17 protein-coding genes and 1 tRNA gene are annotated in these 20,356 nt (G+C 63.9%); 11 read left to right on the forward strand and 7 right to left on the reverse strand.

All coding sequences use genetic code 11. The features are described from left to right. Nucleotides 1-37 precede the first annotated feature (37 nt). Nucleotides 38-114 (forward strand) — tRNA-Met (locus tag HZY97_RS18600). Between the two features lie 161 nt (nucleotides 115-275). Here HZY97_RS18600 and HZY97_RS18605 read toward each other — a convergent pair. After that, nucleotides 276-1,181 carry a LysR substrate-binding domain-containing protein gene (locus HZY97_RS18605; protein WP_180147560.1) on the reverse strand — a complete coding sequence of 302 codons (906 nt, stop codon included), beginning with the start codon at nucleotides 1,179-1,181 and terminating at the stop codon, nucleotides 276-278. A gap of 92 nt (nucleotides 1,182-1,273) precedes the next feature. Here HZY97_RS18605 and HZY97_RS18610 point away from each other — a divergent pair, with 92 nt between their 5' ends. Beyond that, a complete protein-coding gene (locus HZY97_RS18610; RefSeq protein ID WP_180147562.1) occupies nucleotides 1,274-1,831 on the forward strand; it encodes a hypothetical protein in 558 nt (185 codons plus the stop codon). A 53-nt stretch (nucleotides 1,832-1,884) separates the two neighbouring features. Next, entirely contained in the window at nucleotides 1,885-2,700 is an 816-nt protein-coding gene (locus HZY97_RS18615) for a glutaminyl-peptide cyclotransferase (RefSeq protein WP_180147564.1), read from the forward strand. 270 nt (nucleotides 2,701-2,970) lie between these two features. Here the strand turns inward: HZY97_RS18615 and HZY97_RS18620 are convergent, their stop codons facing one another. Continuing rightward, nucleotides 2,971-3,450, reverse strand: a complete 480-nt coding sequence (locus HZY97_RS18620; protein WP_180147565.1) for a rhodanese-like domain-containing protein — start codon at nucleotides 3,448-3,450, stop codon at nucleotides 2,971-2,973. A gap of 260 nt (nucleotides 3,451-3,710) precedes the next feature. Between HZY97_RS18620 and HZY97_RS18625 the strand changes: the two genes are divergently transcribed. From HZY97_RS18625 to HZY97_RS18640, 4 genes are all read left to right on the forward strand, one after another. Next, entirely contained in the window at nucleotides 3,711-5,126 is a 1,416-nt protein-coding gene (locus HZY97_RS18625) for an amino acid permease (protein ID WP_180147567.1), read from the forward strand. Between the two features lie 3 nt (nucleotides 5,127-5,129). After that, on the forward strand, nucleotides 5,130-5,999 hold the full coding sequence (mtnP, locus tag HZY97_RS18630) for an S-methyl-5'-thioadenosine phosphorylase (protein ID WP_180147570.1): 870 nt from the start codon (nucleotides 5,130-5,132) through the stop codon (nucleotides 5,997-5,999). Between the two features lie 9 nt (nucleotides 6,000-6,008). Next, nucleotides 6,009-6,482: an FKBP-type peptidyl-prolyl cis-trans isomerase gene (locus tag HZY97_RS18635; protein WP_180147572.1), complete on the forward strand. Its 474-nt coding sequence runs from the start codon at nucleotides 6,009-6,011 to the stop codon at nucleotides 6,480-6,482. A 308-nt stretch (nucleotides 6,483-6,790) separates the two neighbouring features. After that, a complete protein-coding gene (locus HZY97_RS18640) occupies nucleotides 6,791-9,850 on the forward strand; it encodes a TonB-dependent receptor domain-containing protein (protein ID WP_180147574.1) in 3,060 nt (1,019 codons plus the stop codon). A 59-nt stretch (nucleotides 9,851-9,909) separates the two neighbouring features. On the opposite strand, the gene HZY97_RS18645 is transcribed toward HZY97_RS18640, so the two are convergent. Genes HZY97_RS18645 through HZY97_RS18660 form a run of 4 tightly spaced genes read right to left on the reverse strand, consistent with a single transcriptional unit; the run spans nucleotide 9,910 to nucleotide 13,663 of the window. Next, on the reverse strand, nucleotides 9,910-10,281 hold the full coding sequence (locus tag HZY97_RS18645) for a hypothetical protein (RefSeq protein ID WP_180147576.1): 372 nt from the start codon (nucleotides 10,279-10,281) through the stop codon (nucleotides 9,910-9,912). A gap of 10 nt (nucleotides 10,282-10,291) precedes the next feature. Beyond that, nucleotides 10,292-11,698 carry an MBOAT family protein gene (locus tag HZY97_RS18650; protein WP_180147578.1) on the reverse strand — a complete coding sequence of 469 codons (1,407 nt, stop codon included), beginning with the start codon at nucleotides 11,696-11,698 and terminating at the stop codon, nucleotides 10,292-10,294. A gap of 1 nt (nucleotide 11,699) precedes the next feature. Further along, nucleotides 11,700-12,914 carry a GDSL-type esterase/lipase family protein gene (locus HZY97_RS18655; RefSeq protein ID WP_180147580.1) on the reverse strand — a complete coding sequence of 405 codons (1,215 nt, stop codon included), beginning with the start codon at nucleotides 12,912-12,914 and terminating at the stop codon, nucleotides 11,700-11,702. Beyond that, nucleotides 12,911-13,663, reverse strand: a complete 753-nt coding sequence (locus tag HZY97_RS18660; protein ID WP_257215173.1) for a GDSL-type esterase/lipase family protein — start codon at nucleotides 13,661-13,663, stop codon at nucleotides 12,911-12,913. Before HZY97_RS18660 ends, HZY97_RS18655 begins: the two co-directional genes overlap by 4 nt. A 343-nt stretch (nucleotides 13,664-14,006) precedes the next feature. Between HZY97_RS18660 and HZY97_RS18665 the strand changes: the two genes are divergently transcribed. After that, complete coding sequence (locus HZY97_RS18665; protein WP_180147584.1) at nucleotides 14,007-14,201, forward strand: hypothetical protein; 195 nt, start codon at nucleotides 14,007-14,009, stop codon at nucleotides 14,199-14,201. A 117-nt stretch (nucleotides 14,202-14,318) separates the two neighbouring features. Here the strand turns inward: HZY97_RS18665 and acnA are convergent, their stop codons facing one another. Next, nucleotides 14,319-16,988 carry an aconitate hydratase AcnA gene (acnA, locus tag HZY97_RS18670; RefSeq protein ID WP_180147586.1) on the reverse strand — a complete coding sequence of 890 codons (2,670 nt, stop codon included), beginning with the start codon at nucleotides 16,986-16,988 and terminating at the stop codon, nucleotides 14,319-14,321. 323 nt (nucleotides 16,989-17,311) lie between these two features. On the opposite strand from acnA, the gene dcm reads away from it, so the two are divergent. Genes dcm through HZY97_RS18685 form a run of 3 tightly spaced genes read left to right on the forward strand, consistent with a single transcriptional unit; the run spans nucleotide 17,312 to nucleotide 20,318 of the window. Continuing rightward, nucleotides 17,312-18,535, forward strand: coding sequence for a DNA (cytosine-5-)-methyltransferase (dcm, locus tag HZY97_RS18675; RefSeq protein WP_180147588.1), 1,224 nt, complete (start codon nucleotides 17,312-17,314; stop codon nucleotides 18,533-18,535). Between the two features lie 3 nt (nucleotides 18,536-18,538). Then, nucleotides 18,539-18,991 (forward strand): very short patch repair endonuclease, encoded by a 453-nt coding sequence (locus tag HZY97_RS18680; protein WP_180147590.1) that lies wholly within the window; start codon nucleotides 18,539-18,541, stop codon nucleotides 18,989-18,991. Nucleotides 18,992-19,013: 22 nt separating this feature from the next. Next, nucleotides 19,014-20,318, forward strand: coding sequence for an MvaI/BcnI restriction endonuclease family protein (locus HZY97_RS18685; protein ID WP_257215174.1), 1,305 nt, complete (start codon nucleotides 19,014-19,016; stop codon nucleotides 20,316-20,318). The last annotated feature ends 38 nt before the right edge of the window (nucleotides 20,319-20,356 follow it).

A 20,356-nucleotide genomic window follows, 5' to 3' on the forward strand; every position in this document is an offset into this window, starting at 1 on the left:
CGGGATCAAAACCCATTCACAATGCACACCCGTTTGGCGCGGGATGGAGCAGCCCGGTAGCTCGTCAGGCTCATAACCTGAAGGTCGCAGGTTCAAATCCTGCTCCCGCAACCAACGCGCCGATGAAAAATACCCCGCAAGTCTAACGACTTAGCGGGGTTTTTCTTTGTCTATCGACCCTAAACGGCGCGAATTTTCCGACGCTTCCGACGTCGGAATTCCGACGGACACGCCCCTTCCAACACCCGTCAGTCCGCACAGGACCGGCGGGTTTTTTATTGCCCGCAGAGGATCGAACGGGCGATGAAATCCGATGATGCCGCGCGTTCCGCTTCGGCCTCGACTTCGATCCAGGCGCGGAAGGCCTGGATCTTGCGGCTGCCCTGGCGCCCCGATGGCCAGGCGAGCCAGAAGCTGCGCCCGTCGCCCACCACCAGATCATGCGCCGGCACCAGCCGGCCAGCTTCGAGCTCGGCGCGAAACAGGATCGGCGAACCGATCGTGATGCCGTGCCCGGCGATGGCGGCTGCAGCGTCGAGATGCTCGTCCGCGAGCGCGATGCCGAAATGCTGCGGCACCGGGCGGCCGAGTGCAGCGAACCACCTGGTCCACCAGTCGGGGCGGCCGAGCAGCGGTGCGGACTCGAGGTCGACGCCGGCGAGTGCGGGCGGGCAGAGCGGCAGGAAGATGCTCGGCAAGAGCGGCGCGGTACGCAGCCCCGGCCATTGGCCATGGCCGTTGCGGATAGCGGCGTCGACATGCCCCGCGGCGAGATCGCGTGGTTCGGGTGACAGGTCGAGCTCGATCGCGATCTCGGGATGTGCCGCACGGAAGCGTCCGAGCCGCGGGATCAGCCAGCTTGTCCCGAAGGTCGGCAGCGCGGAAAGCACCAGCCGGCCCTCGTCGATCGCCGCGGCCCGCATGAAGCTGCCGCGCAGCGCGTCAAAGGCCTGGATCGTGGTGCCGGCGATCTCGCGCCCCGCCTCGGTCAGCACGACGCGGTGGGCGAAGCGGCGGAACAAGGGCACGCCGGTCTGCCGCTCGAGCTGGCGGATGTGATAGCTGACCGAGGCCGAGGTGGTGCCGAGCTCGCGCGCCGCCGCGGCGAAGCTGCCGAGCCGCGCGGCCGCCTCGAACGCGCCGATCGCTGCCAGCGAGGGAAGACGGGGCTGCTCGACCATAAGTGTGCCTTGCCCTGTAGCAGCAATTGCCGCGTGGCGCACGCCGGACGGGCGGGCGAGGTTGGCGGCGTTCTCAAAGAGGGGAGACGTGCATGATCTCGCGCATCCTGGCCGCCCTGGCGCTCGTCGCCGCCACGCCCGCGCTGACCGGCGCCACGCCACCGCAGCAACAGGCGCAGCGCGACGGCGCGCATGACTTTGATTTCCTGATCGGCAACTGGAAGGCGCATGTTCGCCGCCTGCCCGACCGGCTCGTCGGCTCGACCAAATGGATCGAGTATGACGGCATCTCCAATCACCAGAAGCTGCTCGATACCAATGCGAATTTCGAGGAGTTCGACGTCCGCACCGCCGACGGTACCGGACGGATCAAGGCGCAGACGCTGCGGCTCTACGATCCCAAGACGCGGCAATGGGCGATCTATGGGATCGACCTCGATGCCGGCCAGCTGCCGATGCCGGCGACGGTGGGCCAATTCAACGGCAAGCGCGGCGAATTCTACGACATGGAGCCGTGGAAGGGGCGGATGATCCTGGTCCGCTTCGTCTGGGAAGATCTGGGCCCCAAGGCGGCGCGGATGACTCAGTCCTTTTCCGCCGATGGCGGCAAGAGCTGGGAAGCCAACTGGATTTGCGAGCTGACACGCTAGAGTCGCGGCTTCACCGTTGACAGCAGCGCCCCCGCACGGCTTTCTCCGCGGCGATGAAGCGCATTATCCTCGCAGTCGTCGCCCTGGCCGTGATCGCGGTCGGCGTGTGGTTCTTCTTCCTGCGGGCCAGCGGGGTGCCGGTCTATGCGGTGAACATCGCGGCGACGCACCCGCACGATCCGACGGCGTTCACCGAAGGCCTCTTCTTCAAGGACGGTGCGCTCTACGAGAGCACGGGCGAGGCGGGCACTTCCTATATCCGCAAGGTCGATCCGGCGACCGGCAAGGTGCTCCAGCAGGTCGATCTGCCCGCACCCTATTTCGGCGAGGGCGTCGTTGCGTTCGGCGACAAGCTCTACCAGGTCACCTGGCAGGACAAGACCGGCTTCACCTACAGCCTCAAGGACTTCGCGCTCGGCGACACCTTCTCCTATACCGGGGAAGGCTGGGGCATGACGCAGAACGGCAAGAACATCATCCTGTCGGACGGCACGCCCGAGCTGCGCTTCCTCGATCCCAAGACGATGCAGGTCGCGTCGACGCTGAAGGTGACCGCCAATGGCTGTCCGGTCGCGAAGCTCAACGAGCTCGAATGGGTGGACGGCGAGATCTGGGCGAACATCTGGCAGACCAACCTGATCGCACGGATCGATCCTGCGACGGGCAATGTGAAGAGCTTCCTCGACGTGAGCACGCTTGGCCCGAAGACCGACGATCCCGACGTGGTGCCCAACGGCATCGCCTATGACGCCGCGACGAAGCGCGTGTTCGTAGTCGGCAAGCGCTGGCCGCAGCTGTTTGAAGTGAAGCAGGGCGCCGCGGTGAATGACAATGCCCAGGCGACGCAGCTGACCACCTGCAGCAAGTGACCCGGTTCCCGCGGAAGCGGGTGGCGGGTCCTACAGCTTAGATCCGCGCGACTCGGCAAAGTATACGAAGTACAGGCCAAAAGCGGCTTTCGCGGGCGCTTGGCTTGACTCAATTCGGGGAAACGGCGCGCGTCTCGCAACATCCTTGCGTGCGCGGGATCCTATCTTTCCAACAAGTCAAAGAGCGGCCGGGTGGCTAACCCGACCGCGCAAGCCAAGCAGGCGAAATCCTACATTGCAAGGGGAAGTGCGCCTCCGCGCGGAGGACTGTCAGCCCTGCACCCAGCCGACCTTCGGATCGTCGAAGTCGACCACGTCGCGCAGCTCCCAGACATTGGCATAGCCGTATCCGACCAGATTGATGAAGGTCTGGATGTTGAGCGCGAGCGGGGCCGATTTGAGCGGCACCGGCGTGCGGTGGTTCGAGAAATTATTGTTGCAGTAGATGAGGATCGGGCGGTCGCGGTTCGGGCCGACCGCGGCCGCCAGCGCTTCCGCAGTGAAATCGGTGAAGGGCAGGTTGACGGCGCCCGCGATATGGCCGCGCGCGAACGCGTCCTTCGAGCGGGCATCGAGTAGCAGCGCCCCCTTCTCGGCGGCCTTGGCCTGGAAGCGATCGAAGGGGAGCAGCCGCTTGGCGCGCAGCGTCCGCACGTCGCGGGTGAGCGTGGCGAAGCCGGCATAGTCGATCTGTGGATTGGCGGGCGGATCCTGCGGCGCGGCGAAGAGCAGGGCGACGGCGAGCAGCATGGGCGTTCCTCACACGGGTTCGGATGCGGAATGATCTGGCTGAGCACCTGCATGAAAGCTGAATGCTCCCCGGCGAAGGCCGGGGTCCAGTATCGGCGCACTGGGTTAGGCGTGGAAACCTCTCGAACGACTTGCAACTGGGCCCCGGCCTTCGCCGGGGAGCAGAATGGTGTTTGGGGACAGGGGAAGAACGGCGAAACAAAGTTGCGTGCGCGTCGCGCGGCGCTACACCTCTTGCCCAAAGAGAGAGGGGAGTTTCGATGTCCAGCCTGTTCCGGTTGAAGCAGATCGTCGCCGAGGAGGACCGGCCGCCCGAGCACCGGCTCGCGCGCACGCTTTCCTGGCCGCATCTCGTGGCACTGGGCGTGGGCGCGATCGTCGGGACCGGTATCCTCACGCTGATCGGCGTCGGCGCGGACCGGGCCGGGCCGGCGGTGATCCTGTCCTTTGTGGTGGCGGGTGCGATCTGCGCCTGTGCCGCGCTGGCCTATGCCGAGCTCGCGACGATGATCCCGACCTCGGGCAGCGCCTATACCTATAGCTATGCCTCGCTGGGCGAGATCGTCGCCTGGGTGGTCGGATGGAGCCTGCTCGCCGAATATACCTTGGTGGTGGCGACCGTCGCAGTGGGCTGGTCCGGCTATGCCACGCCGTTCCTGACCAGCATGGGCGTGCCCGCCGAACTGACCCACGGCCCGCAGATGCTGGGCTGGCAAATTGCACATTGGGGCGTGAACGTGCCGGCGCTGTTCGTGGTTTGGCTGGTCTCGGGCCTGCTGATCGTCGGCACGCGCGAGAGCGCCACGCTCAATGCAATCCTGGTGGTGGTGAAGCTGATCGCGCTCGCCGTGTTCGTCGCGGTGGCCTTGCCCTATTTCGACGCCGCGAACTTCCAGCCCTTCGCCCCGTTCGGCTTCACCAAGCACATGACCGAGGGCGGGGTGGAGCGCGGGGTGATGGCCGCGTCGGCGATCATCTTCTTCGCTTTTTACGGCTTCGATGCGATCTCGACAGCGGCGGAGGAAGCCAAGAATCCTGGCCGCGACCTGGCAATCGGCATCGTCGGGTCAATGATCGCCTGCGTGGCGATCTACATGATCGTCGCGGTCGCCGCGGTCGGCGCGCTCAGCTACACGCGCTTCGCCGACAGCCCCGAGCCGCTGGCGCTGATCCTGCGCGAGATCGGCCAGCCGGGCGTTGCCAAATTCCTGGCGCTGAGCGCGATCATCGCGCTGCCCACGGTGATCCTGGGCTTCCTGTTCGGCCAGAGCCGGATCTTCTTCGTGATGGCGCGCGACGGCATGCTGCCCAAGCGCCTCGCCAAGGTCTCGAAGCGCGGCACGCCGGTGCGGATCACGATCTTCACCGCCTGCGTGGTGAGCATCTTTGCCGCCTTCCTGCCGATCGACGAGATCGCGGCGCTGGCCAATGCCGGTACGCTGCTCGCCTTCGCCGCCGTGGGACTGTGCCTGCTCGTGCTGCGCCGCCGTTCGCCCGACGCGCCGCGCCCGTTCCGCACGCCGGCGCCGTGGCTGGTCGGGCTCGGGGCGATCTTCGGCTGCGCCTATCTGTTCATCAGCCTGCCCGAGCGCACGCAGATCTGGTTCGGCTGCTGGAACCTCTTGGGTTTGGTCGTCTACTTCGCCTATGCCCGCCGCAACGCAGCAAAGGGGTAAGGCATGTCGGGCTGGACGATCGGGATCATCGGCGGATCGGGTCTCTATGATGTCGAAGGCATCGAGGGCGGCGAATGGATCTCGACCGAGAGCCCCTGGGGCAAGCCTTCCGACGATTGCTTCGTCGGGCGCGTCGGCCATGTCCGCGTGGTGTTCCTGCCGCGCCATGGCCGCGGCCACCGCGTCTCGCCGAGCGACCTGAACGTCCGCGCCAATATCGACGTGCTGAAGCGCCTGGGCGTGACCGACGTGCTCGCGATCTCCTCGGTCGGCAGCCTGGCCGAGGAGCGCGCGCCGGGCACCTTCACGATCGCCGACCAGTTCATCGACCGGACCAAGGGCCGGCCTTCGAGCTTCTTCGGCGAGGGCATGGTCGCGCATGTCTCGATGGCCGATCCGGTCTGCCCGCGGCTTTCGGCACTGGCGGCGGATGCGGCCAAGGCAGCCGGAGCGACCACGCATGTCGGCGGCACCTATCTGGCGATGGAAGGCCCGCAATTCTCGACCCGCGCCGAGAGCCATCTCTACCGCAGTTGGGGCTGCCACATCATCGGCATGACCGGGATGCCCGAGGCCAAGCTGTGCCGTGAGGCCGAGCTGCCTTATGCGCTGGTCGGCATGGTCACCGACTATGATTGCTGGCGCGAAGGCGAAGAGGCGGTGGACGTTGCCACGGTGATCGCCCAGCTCGGCACCAATGCCGACAAGGCGCGCAAGCTGGTGATGAACCTGCTCACTGCGCTGCCCGAGGAGCGCCCGGCCTCGCCGATCGACACCTGCCTCGATTTCGCGCTGATCACGGCCTCGAGCGCCCGCGATCCGCATCTGCTGCGCAAGCTCGACGCCGTCGCCGGCCGCGCCCTCTCCAACTAAGGACCCTATATGTCGTTTCTTGCTGCCCTTGCCCTGCTCGCCGCCCAGGATCAGGACGCGCCCGCGCCCGACCGTTCGCAGGACATGGCCTGGCAGAGCCAGCAGATGCTCGCGCTGGCCAAGCTCAACGGTGCCGATGGCTGGCACAGCACGCCCGAGGGACTGCGCTGGCGCCGGGTGAAGGGCGACGGCACGGGCAAGCACCCGACCGTGGCCGACACGGTGACGCTGCACTATGCCGGCACCTTCATCGACGGCGAGAAGTTCGACAGCTCGTACGACCGCGGCGAGCCGGCGACGTTTCCGCTCGGCAGGCTGATCAAGGGCTGGCAGGTCGCCGTGCCGCTGATGGGCGTGGGCGATGTCTTCGAAATCGCGATCCCGGCCAATCTTGGTTACGGCTTCACCGGCAAGGGCCCGATTCCGGGCGGCGCGACTCTGCTGTTCAAGATCGAGCTGATCGACATTCCCGCAGCGGGCTAAGCCGCCTTCCGGCAGTTTCGGAAATATTTCAGCCCCGCGATCGGCGTTTCCAATGCCGGCCGCGGGGCTACGTATTTTCCCGTGGTTCAATGCCGCTTTTGGGAAGAGCAGGCTCCGCCTGCGCCTCGGAAACGGCGTGTTGCCTTTGTGGCACACCGCCCGATAAATATTTCCAAATATCTCTGAGAATGTTTCCGCTTCTTTACAACCGATGCGGAGTAAAACACCCTGCGCCCAGAGAGGCTTTCCCGGGGGAGAGTCCGCTCGACATCAACCGGACAAAAGTCCGGAGAGCGAAGGGAAATTTCATGCTGCATCCGAAAACCAATCTGCGGCATCTTGCCCGCAGCGCGGCGCCGCTGGCGCTTGCGCTCGGCATGATCGCCGCGCCGGCTTATGCGCAGACCGCGCCTGCCGACGCACCGCAGGACAAGCCTGCCGCCGAAGAGGGCGATTCGATCGTCGTCACCGGCTCGCTGCTGCGCCGTACCGACACCGAGACGCCATCGCCGGTCACCGTGCTGACGTCGGACTCGCTGGCCAAGGCCGGCATCACCACGATGAGCGACGCGATCCGCTCGATCTCGGCCGACAGCGCCGGCTCGATCGGCACCGGTTTCCAGACCGGCTTCTCGGCGGGCGGCTCGGCCGTGTCGCTGCGCGGCCTGGGCGTCTCCTCGACGCTGGTCCTGGTCGATGGCCTGCGCTCGACCAACTTCCCGATCAACGATGACGGGCACAACGCCTATGTCGACCTGAACTCGCTTCCGTTCAGCCTGGTCGACCGCGTCGAAGTCCTGAAGGACGGCGCTTCGTCGACCTATGGCGCGGATGCGATCGGCGGCGTGGTCAACATCATCCTCAAGAAGCAGTTCAACGGCATTGCCGGTACCGTCGAGGGCGGCGCGTCCGAACAGGGCGATGCCGGCCATATCCGCGCGGACCTTACCGCGGGCTTCGGCGACTATGAGAAGACGGGCTTCAACTTCTACATCAACGGCGAATATCAGCGCGACGACCGCGTCTCGAACCATGATCGCGGCTTCCCGTATAACACGCAGGATCTGACCCCGATCGGCGGCATCGACAACAACACCGCCGACAGCGGCCTGACCGTCAACACGCCGACTGCCTATGTCGTCCGCACGACGCAGGGCGATCTCAACAACCCGCTGAGCGGCGGCACCGCGGTCACCAACGACCCGGGCCAGACCTATGCAACCTATACCGCGCTCGGCATCGCCAATTGCGCGCGCCCGACCTACGCGGTCACCACCGGTGCCGCGCGCGGCGTCGGCTGCCCCTATGACCTGACCGACCTGTATCGCCAGATCCAGCCGCTGCAGGAGCGCTATTCGGTCAACGGCCGGCTGAGCGTCCGGCTGAGCGACAATATCGAAGGCTATCTGACCGGCAGCTTCAGCCGCAGCTATGTCTCGATCACCAGCGCCTTCCCGTCGGCCATCCGCCAGACTCAGCCGTTCGGCGGCAGCCCGCTCGTCGCGACGAGCAATCCGGGCGTCGTTCTCCCCTATTTCGTCTGCTCGGCGGGAACGAACTGCGCCACGGCGACGGATCGGCGCCTGAACCCGAACAACCCCTATGCCACCAACGCGGCCGCAACGCCGGCGATCGCGGCAGCCAACGCCGCGCGCATCTACTATCTGTTCGGCGACATCCCGGGCGGCAGCGAGCGCACCAACGACGTGTACCGCTTCTCCGGGGGCCTCAATGGCAGCTTTGCGAACGACAGCTGGCGCTGGCGGGTCGAGGGCGTCTATGCCCGCGACAATCTGGAGATCACCCAGCACGGCCTGATCAACATCGCGGCACTGCGCACGGCGATCAACACGGGCTCCTACAACTTCGTCAATCCGAGCCAGAACACCCAGGCGGTTCGCAGCGCCCTGGCGCCGGACAAGACCACGCCGTCCTATTCGGAAATGTATTCGGCCGACGCGTCGATCACCGGCGAGCTGGCGCAGCTGGCGGGCGGTCCGCTGCAGCTCGCAGTGGGTGGCCAGGTGCGGCATGAAACGCTGGAGAACAACAACCAGAACGCTGCGCTCGATACCTATGGCCTGACCACCTCCTCGGCTTTCGGCTCGCATACCGTCTATGCGGCCTTCGCCGAGCTCGATGCGCCGCTGCTGAAGTCGCTCGATCTCAACCTGTCGGGTCGCTATGACCATTATTCGGAAGGCTATGGCCGCTTCTCGCCGAAGGTGGGCATCAAGTTCACTCCGATCCGCGAGTTCGCGATCCGCGGTACCTATTCGCAGGGCTTCCGCGCCCCGACCTTCGCCGAGGCCGGTCCCCGCAGCCAATATGCCGGCTTCGTGACGATCACGCCGCCGGGCGCGTTCTGCGCGCAGCATGGCGGCACCAACAATGCCGGCTCGTGCTCGAACGGCGGCAACCCGTACAACTTCCAATATTCGGTGGGCCGCGGCTTTGCGGGCAATCCGAACCTCGAGCCTGAAAAGTCGCGCAGCTTCACCGCCGGCGCGATCTTCCAGCCGGCGAAGTGGTTCAGCGCCACGGTCGACTATTACAATGTGAAGAAGACCAACCTGGTGGCGAACGGCCCGCTCGCCGGCGCCGCGATCAACGCCTACTACTCGGTCGCCGGCAACAGCTATCCGTCGGCAGCCGCAGCATCGGCAGCGGGCTGCGCCGCGGTGGCAGCGGTCGGGGCAGGCTATTCGTGCAACCTGATCGACGGCGTCGATCCGCTGTTCCCGAACGCATTGCCGCGCGTGCTGATCGTCAACGCGCCGTTCGTGAACGTGAACTCGGACACGACCGAGGGCCTCGACTTCTCGGCGACGCTCTCGACCAAGTTCGGCGGCGGGGTGAAGTTCACCAGCCGTGTCGAGGCAACCTATGTGCTGCGCTACGACCGCGACACGGCGGCGGGCATCCAGCGCTTCGCCGGCAGCTTCGGTCCCTACGACCTGTCGTCGGGCAATGGCACGCCGCGCATCCGCGGCAACTGGCAGAACACGCTCGACTTCGGCAACTACACGATCAGCGCGACGACCTATTATGTCGGGCGGATCAAGGAAGTCTCGACCGACCAGGGCAATTTGTCCACGTCGTGCGCGGCGAACCTGTACAAGGTGCCGGCGTCGGCGCCGGGCTATGAGAAGTTCTGCTACGTCAACAGCTTCATCAATGTTGACCTCAACCAGACCTTCCGCGTGAACGACCAGTTCACGTTCTTCCTGAACGTGAAGAACCTGCTCGACGCACGCGCACCGGTCGCTCCGGCGGCTTATGCGAGCGCGCCGAACTTCCTGACTACCTGGCACTATGCCGGCCTTATCGGCCGCCAGTTCCGGGCGGGGGCGACCTTCAAGTTCTGACAGCGGCTTGAAGATCGTAAAAACGGGGCGGTCTCCTTCGGGAGGCCGCCCTTTTCTTGTCATTCGTGGAGGGCGCGATCCTGGCCGGGCGCGTGCTCGCTCAGCGCCGCCTGCTCGACCACCGGTCCGCCGCCCGACCAGCGCGCCTGCTCCATATGCTTCCACGCCTTGTGCATGCGGGCGTGGGGGGTGCTGAGACCGAGCCGCGCGGTGGCTTCGTCCCAGCCGTCCGCCGCGTGGACCAGCGGGATCACCGCCGGCTGCGGATCGAAGCTGGCGGCCCAGCCGCTGATCGCGCCCGCATTGGTGAGCGCCAGCGCGGCGGCGGTGGTGGCGATCACGCCGACCGTCCAGCGCAGCGCGCCGCGTGGATCGGCTTCCTCGGCCAGATCGGTGGGGAATTCGTAGCTGTCGCGGATGCGCGCTTCCATTGGGGCCTCCTCAGAACCGGAAATAGATGAAGGGCGCGACGCCTTCGTAGCGCATCGCATCGACCACCAGCATCGTCGCTGCCAGGGCGATCGCGAGGGCCGGGGCGGGCAGGGTACGCAGGCGCTGCGCCGCGCGCTGCATCGCGTCCCAGGGCAAGGCGTGGATCGCCAGGCCGAACAGGATCAGCGCCACGACCAGCGGCGTCGCCGTCATCGCGCCGGTGGCGGGGGCGAAGATCCCGCCGAGATAGGCGATGGCGTCTCCGAAGCTCGCCGCACGGAAGAAGACCCAGCCGAGCACCACGACATGGAAGGTGAGCGCGACCTTCGCCCAATGCGGCAGCACCCAGGCCTTGGTGACCTCCGAGCGCGCCCACCAGCGCTCGACGCAGAGCGCCGCACCGTGCAGTCCGCCCCAGATCACGAAGGTCCAGGCGGCGCCGTGCCACAAGCCGCCGAGCAGCATCGTGATCATCAAATTGCGATAGACCCGCGTCTTGCCGCCGCGATTGCCGCCGAGCGCATCGATATAGAGATAGTCGCGCAGCCAGCGGGACAGGCTGATGTGCCAGCGCCGCCAGAATTCCTGGAGCGAGGCTGCGCGATAGGGCCGGTCGAAATTGCGCGGGAAGCGGTAGCCGAGCAGCGCCGCGATGCCGATTGCCATGTCCGAATAGGCGGAGAAGTCGCAATAGATCTGCACCGCATAGCCATAAGCGGCGAGGACAAGGTCGACCGATCCGTGCATCGCCGGCGTTTCGAACACCGGGTCGACAAAGGCCGTGGCGAGCTCGGAGGCGATCACCGCCTTCTTGAACAAGCCCCAGACGATCAGCAGCAGCCCCATCGTGACCATGCCGCGGTTGAGCTTCGGCTTTTCCTGGAATTGCGGCACGAGATCCGAAGCGCGGACGATCGGGCCGGCGACGAGGTGCGGGAAGAACGACATCAGCAGCAGGATGTCGAGCAGCCGCGCCGCGGGTACCCGGCCCTTATAGACGTCGACCGCGTAGCTGATCCCCTGGAAGGTGAAGAACGAGATGCCGACGGGCAGGATCACCTGCATCAGCGCGGCGTCCTGCTTCACGCCGAACAGCTCGAGCAGGTTGCCGCCTTGCTCGGCGAAGAAGTCGAAATATTTGAAGAAGCCGAGCATCAGCAGATTGACGACCACGCCGCCGAGCATCAGCGCCTTGCGCCGGCGTGCGTCCTCGCTGCGGGCGATCAGCGCGGCGACGCCCCAGTTCATCACCGCCGAGATGATCAGCAGTGGCACGAAGCGCCAGTCCCAGGCGCCGTAGAAGATCCAGCTGGCGATCAGCAGGACCAGCTTGCGCCAGTCGTTGGAGGTGGTGCTCCAGGTGAAGGCGAACACCACAAGGAAGAACAGCCCGAAGCTCAGCGTGGGGAACAGCATCTTATTGGTCCGAAGTTGCGAAGCGGACGAGATCGTCTTCGAGCAGCTGCGCGACTGCGCGGCCGCCGGCGGACGTGAGATGGACATAGTCGCCGCGCATCCGGCCATCGGCGACCCAGCGCACGGCGGCGCAAGGCCCGCCCATCCGCGCGCCCCAATCCCACCAGGCGAAGTGCATCTCCTGCGCGACTTCACGCTGGATCGAACGGACGCGGCCGAGCGCGGGCGGCTCGAACAGCGGTGGCTTGGCGGGATCGGCGGCGGGGCAGCCGATCAAGGCGCCCTCGGCATTGGCCCGCAGCGCCGGGTTGCGGCTGAGCGCTTGCGGCGGACCGAGCATGAGGAGCGGCACCCCCGGCGCGAGGCGGCGCAGCCGATTGACCTGCTCGATCAGCGTGGCGCGATAGGTGTTGGGGTCGAAATGCGGGGCGAAGCCCTCATTGGTGCCGAAGGCGAGGACGATCAGGTCGGGCGCATAGGCGCCGAGTTCCGCAGCCAACACATCATCGTCGATGCGGGCGAAATGCTGGAGCTGCGACCCGACGATGCCGAGATTGGACAGCACCACGCCGCCATGATCGCGGAAGGTCGCCCAGCTGGTGAGCGTCACCGCGCCCTTGTCGGCGATCACGTCGATTGCGGTCTGCGGCGTGTCGTAGCGGAGCGTGGTGCAGCGCGGCTCGACGATATCGGAATTGAGATCGATCGTCCGCACATCGTCACCGGTCTTCACCGCGACGCTGCGCGTGACCATGTTTGTCAGGGCGCACAGCACGAAACGGTCGAACGCCATCGCCGGATCGGCGGTCAGCGCCATGCGGGCATCGGGCGTGGTGGAGGTGAGCGTAAAGCCGGACAGGCCGAGCGGAGGACGCGGCGGTGCCGATCCCGGGCCGAAGCTCGCGGCGACCTGCCAGCTGGGCGACATCGTCACGGTCACGCCGCGGGTGAGATAGCCGGCATAAGGTCGGCCGGGCGGCAGCACCCCGCGCCCGCCGCGGCCGCCTTCATCCTGGACCAGGTCGCGCCAGGCACCGGTGAGCGCATCGCCCGCAGTGTGGCTGTCGCCGATCTGGAGGATGTGCAGCGGCTCGACGCCCGCCGCGCCGCTGCGCGCGGCATTCAGCCGTGCAGCCCAGGGGCCGAGCGTGTCGAAATTGCAGACCGGCCCGGTGCAGGGCGCGGCTTGCAGCAGCAGGGCGAGCAGCGCGCTCACTTGCCGGCCTCCTTCGGCGCGGGCTCGGCGATCGTGCGGGTGGCGTCGACATAGTCGCGGATCCGCCCGGCTAGGACGCGGGTAATCCAGACATAGCCGGTCATCGACATATGGATGCCGTCCCCGGCGCGCATCAGCGTGCGCTCGCCGGTCTTCGGATCGGGAAGATACGCGGCGTACTGGCCCTTGGTGTCGGACGCGACCGGGCGGCTGTCGAGGAAGGGCACGTCGAGCTTGGCCATCTCGGAGGCGTAGAAATCGTTGATCGCGCCCACCTGCGCATCGAACGCGGCGTCGCGCATCCGGGGCAGGCCGACCCAATAGACCAGCGCATTGTGCTGGCGGAGCAGCGCGACATAGCGCTCGATCCGCTTGCCGATCTGCGCCTTCCACAGATCGCCCATCAGCGGGGCGTGCTTGCCCTCGTCGGTGATGATCCCCTGCGCGTCATTGGCGCCGAACGAGATCACCGCGACGTCGATCTTGTCGTCGCCGAGCTGCTCGGCGGCATGCGCCTCGAGGTTGAGCGTGCGGTAGCGGGTGAAACCGCTGGCCGGCTGGCTGTACTTGATCACTTGATAGCCGTCCGCCGGCTTGAGCTGGCGCTGCAGTCCCGACCAGACGCCATCGCCATAGCTGTCGCCAAACACCGCGACACGAACGGGGCGGTTCGCACGAAGCGTGGAGATCAGCTGACGTTGCGCGGGGGCCGCGCATTGTCTTGCACCGGTTACCTCGGGCGGACGCAAAGTTGCGTCCTTATGTACAGCAGGCGAACAACTGCCGTTGATTACTGTAGACCTGGCAGGCCCCGGGCCTCCCAGGAAGCTGAATCCAATTGCGACTCCTACGGACACACCGAGGAGAAGGACCGCGGAGCGGTCCATTACTAGTTTTGTGAGTTGCATGGTGAGCCAGTCTATTAGAGCCCGGCGCATCAATAGGGCGAGATAAAAGTAGAGTCTAGATGGATTCTGTATTGACAGGAAATATTTCTTCATATTTCCAAGTATATAATCTTAATGATGTCCTTAACGAGCGAGGGGTTTTGAAGGCTATTGCGCGATATCGTCGAAAGCGCCGAGGTTATAAGTGAAGACGCTAATAGTATTTGGTCAGGCTATTTATGAATTTTACTTCATGGCAAATTTATCGGGATATTTTCTGGGGGCGTTAGGGCGCGCCATATCAAATGGCGGCGAGTCGCTGCGCCGATATTTTGATATGCGAATGATTATCACTTCGGCGCAGGTTAAGCTGAGGCAGGCCGTGGCGATGGCGCGATGAGTCGAGTGTGCTAACTTTGCCTCGGATTTGCGTACGCGCAGCGGCACTGCCTGATTCGCACAAAAAAAGAGGGAGGGCCGAAGCCCTCCCTCTCGTGTTTCCATCCGATCCTATGGATCAGGAAGCGAGCTTGCGCAGCACATACTGCAGGATGCCGCCATTGAGGAAATATTCCAGCTCGTTGACGGTATCGATCCGGCAACGGGTGAGGAAGGTTTCCTTGGTGCCGTCCTCGCGGGTGAGCTCGACTTCGACGTCCTGACGCGGGCGCAGGCCGGCGACGTTCTTGATCGTGAAGATGTCGCTGCCCTTGAGCTTGAGCGTCTCGCGGGTCACGCCGTCGGCGAACTGGAGCGGCAGGATGCCCATGCCGACCAGGTTCGAGCGGTGGATGCGCTCAAAGCTCTCAGTGATGACGGCGCGGACGCCGAGCAGGTTGGTGCCCTTGGCCGCCCAATCACGCGAAGAGCCGGTGCCATATTCCTTGCCCGCGACGATCACGAGCGCAGTGCCGTCGGCCTTGTGGCGCACGGCGGCGTCGTAGATCGGCATGACCTGACCGCCGTAGCGCGTCATGCCGCCCTCGATGCCCGGGACCATCTCGTTCTTGATGCGGATGTTCGCGAATGTGCCGCGCACCATAACTTCATCATTGCCGCGGCGTGCGCCGTAGCTGTTGAAGTCCTTCTTCGAGACCTGATGCTCCTGCAGGAACGTGCCTGCGGGGCTGTCGGCCTTGATCGAGCCGGCCGGGGAGATGTGGTCGGTGGTGATCGAGTCGCCGAGGATGGCGAGGGGCTTGGCGTCGATGATGTCGGTGACCGGCGCGGGGGTCATCGTAAGCCCCTCGAAATAGGGGGGATTGTGGATGTAGGTCGAACTGGTCGGCCAATTGTACGTATCCGAGCCCACGACATCGATCTTCTGCCAGTGCGTGTCGCCGGCGTACACATTGGCGTAGCGCGACCTGAACATCGCATCGTCGATGTTGGCGGCGATAAGACCGGCGACCTCTTCGTTCGACGGCCAGATGTCCTTGAGGAACACCGGACCATTGGTGCCCTCGCCGATCGGCGTCTCGTACATGTCCTCGGTCACCGTGCCCTTGAGCGCGTATGCCACCACCAGCGGCGGCGAGGCGAGGAAGTTGGCGCGGACGTCCGGAGACACGCGGCCCTCGAAGTTGCGGTTGCCCGACAGGACCGAGGCGGCGACGATGTCGTTGGCGTTGATCGCGGCCGAGATCGGCTCCGCCAGCGGGCCCGAATTGCCGATGCAGGTCGTGCAGCCATAGCCGACCAGGTTGAACCCGATCGCGTCGAGATCCTCGGACAGTCCGGCCTTGTTGAGATAGTCGGTGACCACCTGCGAGCCCGGCGCGAGCGAGGTCTTGACCCAAGGCTTGCGCGTCAGGCCGAGCGCGCGCGCCTTGCGCGCCACCAGGCCGGCCGCGATCAGCACCGACGGGTTCGAGGTGTTGGTGCACGAGGTGATCGCCGCGATCACCACGTCGCCGTCGCCGATGTCGTGGTCCTTGCCCTCGACGTCGACACGGACCGCATGGTCCTTCTTGTAGACCTTGGTCAGGTCGCCGTTGAACACTTCGTCGACGCTGTCGAGGCTGACGCGGTCCTGCGGGCGCTTCGGGCCGGCGAGCGACGGGCGGACACTGCTCATGTCGAGCTCCAGCGTGTCCGTGAAGATCGGCTCGGGGCCGTTCACGTCATGCCACATGCCCTGCGCCTTGGCATAGGCCTCGACCAGCGCGACGGTCTCGTCCGGACGGCCGGTGAGGCGCATATAGTCGAGCGTCTTGTCGTCGATCGGGAAGAAGCCGCAGGTCGCGCCATATTCGGGCGCCATGTTGGCGATCGTCGCGCGGTCCGCCAGCGTCATCGCGTGCAGGCCGGGGCCATAGAACTCGACGAAGCGGCCGACCACGCCCTTGGCGCGCAGCATCTGGGTGACGGTGAGCACCAGATCGGTGGCGGTGATGCCCTCACCGAGCTTGCCGGTCAGCTTGAAGCCGACGACTTCGGGGATGAGCATCGACACCGGCTGGCCCAGCATCGCGGCCTCGGCCTCGATCCCGCCGACGCCCCAGCCGAGCACGCCCAGGCCGTTGACCATCGTCGTGTGGCTGTCGGTGCCGACCAGCGTGTCCGGATAGGCGATCTTCGCGCCGTCGGCCGCGGCCGACGACCAGATCGACTGCGAGATATATTCGAGGTTCACCTGGTGGCAGATGCCGGTGCCCGGGGGCACCACCGAGAAGTTGTTCAGCGCCTTCGAGCCCCATTTGAGGAACTCGTAGCGCTCGGCATTGCGCTCGTACTCGAGTGCGACGTTATCCTCGAACGCCTTGGGCGTGCCGAACTCGTCGACCATCACCGAGTGATCGATGACGAGGTGGACGGGAACCTGCGGATTGATCTTGGCGGGGTCGCCGCCGAGCTTGGTGATCGCGTCGCGCATCGCGGCGAGGTCGACCACGCAGGGCACGCCGGTGAAGTCCTGCATCAGCACGCGGGCCGGGCGATACTGGATCTCGCGGTTCGAGCGCGCGTCCTTCTGCCAGTCGACGATCGCCTGGGCGTCGTCCTTGGTGACGGTGGTGCCGTCCTCGAAGCGCAGCATGTTCTCGAGCAGCACCTTCATCGAGAAGGGCAGGCGGCTGATGTCGCCGAGCTTCTTCGCGGCCTTGGGCAGCGAGAAATAGTCATAGCTGGCGGTGCCGACGGTGAGCGTGTCGCGAGTGCCGAGGGTATCGTTGCCGATGGCGGTCATGGGGCGCGGGGTCCTTTCCCTGTCTGTCCGGTCCCGGGGCGCTCGGGGGACGCTGGCCTATTGTAGACCGCGCGGGCGCGACGGGTGCTGCGAATGCGAAGATTCGGGGGTGCCCTTAGCGCGGGATGGGGGGGAGGGGAAGGGGAGGGTGATATAGAGAAGTGTGTGTCTCGCAGCCGCGACCGGAGTGGTTCCAGTAGCGCGCCGGTAAGCATTAGGGCGCTTGCGTCCGGGCGTTGAACAATTCTAGAACAAAGGCGGAATTTGCGCTTGTCGACTGGGACAAATTTCGACACCATGTCATAAATTGTCCCAGAGGTTTTATGTCAGAGAATGAATTTGCAGCTTTGCGGCTGCGTGCAGGGCTCTCGGTTGATGAGCTTGCTCTAATGACTGGGTACAGTCCACGTCAGGTTTATCGTTGGGAGGCGGGAGACGGGGCTCCCCGCGAAGCAGCGCTTCATATGCTCAGGTCGATGGCTGCTGTCGAATCCGTTCCTGCGCTGAGTCGCTTCACTTTCATTGATCTTTTTGCAGGCATCGGTGGGTTGCGGCGCGGTTTCGATGCGATTGGCGGGCACTGTGTGTTCACGTCGGAATGGAATAAATTTGCGCAGCAGACATATGCGGCAAACTTCCGCGATAACCGCCAGATCGAAGGGGATATAACTAGGGTAAGAACGGACGATATTCCCGATCATGATGTGCTGGTCGCTGGATTCCCATGTCAGCCATTTTCAATTGCCGGTGTATCGAAGAAGAATTCTCTGGGGCGTAAACACGGATTTCTGGATGAAACCCAAGGAACGTTGTTCTTCGACGTGGCACGTATTCTGCGTGACAAGCGCCCTGCGGCTTTCCTGCTAGAGAATGTTAAAAATCTCACGAGCCACGATAAGGGGCGGACATTCGAGGTTATCGTAAAAACCCTGACGGAGGACTTGGGTTATAAGGTCTGGCACAAGGTCATTGATGCGCAGCATTTCGTGCCGCAGCATCGGGAACGAATTGTCATTGTCGGCTTTCGTGAGGACGTTCCATTCTCGTGGGACAATCTGACGTTGCCAGCGAAAGGTTCTGTTCGCCTGAAATCGATCCTGCATCCTGAAGATGGTTCTGAGGCTGCGGAAGCGGCATATACTTTGGGAACCAAGGCGGCGGTCAATGGCAAGTACACGCTGACGGACAAGCTTTGGCAGTATCTCAGGAATTACGCAGCAAAGCATAAGGCTGCGGGCAATGGATTTGGTTTCGGTCTTGTCGGGCCGAATGACGTCGCCCGGACTTTGTCTGCTCGCTACTATAAGGATGGCTCCGAGATACTCGTTAATCAGGGCAAGGGCGACAATCCCCGGCGACTGACACCGCGAGAATGTGCCCGCTTAATGGGCTATCCCGATGATTTCCGTATTCCTGTCTCCGACACTCAGGCGTATAAGCAGTTTGGTAATTCCGTAGCCGTGCCAGTTTTCGAGGAAGTCGCTCGAGCTATGCAGCCGCACATCAACGCGCTGCTGGAGATCGCAGAGTCGCGGAAAGCAGCCTGACGCTTGGCGGACGTTCACGATAGTGAGACTCGCAGTCGTAATATGGCGGCGATCCGCGGCGGAAATACCAAGCCCGAAATGCAAATCAGGCGGGGTTTGCATGCCGCCGGGCTTCGCTTTCGGCTTCATGCGAAGGACCTTCCGGGTAAGCCGGATCTGGTATTTCCCCGCTGGCGGGCTGTGGTGTTCGTGAACGGCTGCTTCTGGCACCAGCATGATTGCCATCTCTTCAAATGGCCCGGCACGCGGCAGGCGTTCTGGCGAGACAAGATCGGTCGCAACGCAGCCAATGACGCGAAGGCAGTTGCCGCTTTGCGTGCCGCTGGCTGGCGAGTGGGGAGTGTGTGGGAGTGCGCGCTTAAGGGGCGTACGAAGTTAGATTCATCTGAGACTATGCGGTGTCTTGCCGACTGGATACGGTCTGACCTGGAGACGATAACAATCCAGGGCGGTTGATCTGATTACCTCACTTTCCCAATTGCTGGCGTTGATGTGCCATCACGGTGCAACCCGCATCTATGCAAAAAAGCTGGCTCCGAATGACAATTCCAAGAACCAGCTCTATCTGGGCGGGGACTTCTCAGCGCTGAATATCATCCCGCACGGCGATATCTATTCAGACTCAGCCGAAGTGGCCGGTGCCGTTCGTGATCGTGCGAAGGCCGCAGTCGATTTTTATTGGGTCGATGAAGCGGGGCGCCATCGCGCCCCGAACACGGGCCTGATCCTCTATCCAAAATACCCTGAAGTTCGCATGTCCGGTTTCCTTCTGGGGTGCCCGGCTGCGCCGGGAGAGATCATGAGGGTGCGGGACGAGGGCAGAGTTTTGTTTCTTGGGATGACCCTGCAAGGGGCGGTGCTCGGCTATGCCGCAGCGGCGAACGATCCCATTGTCGCTGAGTTCAACGCAAGCGAATGGCAAACTATTGGGGTCTTCCAAGAGTTGCCGCTGAGGCTGGAAGCTGCCAGCAGCCCGAAATCACAGCTTTTGAATGAACTGCGCCGGATCTGTCAGCTTGAGTGGATCGCCTCACAGAAACTGGCGCTGGACGGAACAAAGACCCCGTATTCGGCGCCTAACGGTGGTGGCTATACGCTCGAGGCAGAACTCGGAATCACCCCGAACGGCTATGCTGAGCCAGACTTCATGGGCTGGGAAGTTAAGCAATATGGGGTTGGCGATTTTATCAAGTTCAGACCAAAGTCACCTGTGACGCTCATGACGCCGGAGCCAACCGGCGGCATTTATAAAACTGAGGGAGTCGTCGAATTTCTCCGAAAATTTGGCTATCCCGATCAGAACGGCATGCCCGATCGCTTTAACTTTGGTGGCCGCTATGATTGCCAGACGCAGCACCATCACCGTACCGGCTTGCGCATGGTTCTGGACGGTTACGATGTAACCACTGGCAAAATCATCGATATGGCTGGTGGAATGGCCCTGATCGACAATCGAGATGAGATCGCGGCGTCCTGGACTTTCGCCGGTATGATGGCGCACTGGAACCGAAAGCATGCGCAGGCTGCCTATGTTCCCTCTCTCTTCCGGACGCCGCCTGCGCAATACAGCTATGGTCGACAAGTGATGCTCTGCGAGAAAACCGATTTTCTGCGTTTTCTCAGGGCGTTTGCAGCGGGTGTGATTTATTACGATCCGGCTGTGAAGATCGAGAGAGCGTCATCTGCCAAGCCGCACGTCAAGCGCCGAAGCCAGTTTCGGGTAGCGCATGCTGACTTGGCGAAGCTCTACGACCATCATGAGATCGTCCAACTGACAACATAGGACGGCGGCGCATGGTTGTTCCACATTTGTTCTTCCAA

The organism is Sphingomonas sp. R-74633, from assembly GCF_013416555.1.
GTDB lineage: Bacteria > Pseudomonadota > Alphaproteobacteria > Sphingomonadales > Sphingomonadaceae > Sphingomonas.

Coding starts and splice junctions, on each gene's coding strand:
- dcm (WP_180147588.1), top strand. CDS start 17,312: ATGTCAGAGAATGAATTTGCAGCTTTGCGGCTGCGTGCAGGGCTCTCG.
- HZY97_RS18640 (WP_180147574.1), top strand. CDS start 6,791: ATGCTGCATCCGAAAACCAATCTGCGGCATCTTGCCCGCAGCGCGGCG.
- HZY97_RS18620 (WP_180147565.1), bottom strand. CDS start 3,450: ATGCTGCTCGCCGTCGCCCTGCTCTTCGCCGCGCCGCAGGATCCGCCC.
- HZY97_RS18645 (WP_180147576.1), bottom strand. CDS start 10,281: ATGGAAGCGCGCATCCGCGACAGCTACGAATTCCCCACCGATCTGGCC.
- HZY97_RS18615 (WP_180147564.1), top strand. CDS start 1,885: ATGAAGCGCATTATCCTCGCAGTCGTCGCCCTGGCCGTGATCGCGGTC.
- HZY97_RS18610 (WP_180147562.1), top strand. CDS start 1,274: ATGATCTCGCGCATCCTGGCCGCCCTGGCGCTCGTCGCCGCCACGCCC.
- HZY97_RS18605 (WP_180147560.1), bottom strand. CDS start 1,181: ATGGTCGAGCAGCCCCGTCTTCCCTCGCTGGCAGCGATCGGCGCGTTC.
- HZY97_RS18635 (WP_180147572.1), top strand. CDS start 6,009: ATGTCGTTTCTTGCTGCCCTTGCCCTGCTCGCCGCCCAGGATCAGGAC.
- HZY97_RS18625 (WP_180147567.1), top strand. CDS start 3,711: ATGTCCAGCCTGTTCCGGTTGAAGCAGATCGTCGCCGAGGAGGACCGG.
- HZY97_RS18650 (WP_180147578.1), bottom strand. CDS start 11,698: ATGCTGTTCCCCACGCTGAGCTTCGGGCTGTTCTTCCTTGTGGTGTTC.
- mtnP (WP_180147570.1), top strand. CDS start 5,130: ATGTCGGGCTGGACGATCGGGATCATCGGCGGATCGGGTCTCTATGAT.
- acnA (WP_180147586.1), bottom strand. CDS start 16,988: ATGACCGCCATCGGCAACGATACCCTCGGCACTCGCGACACGCTCACC.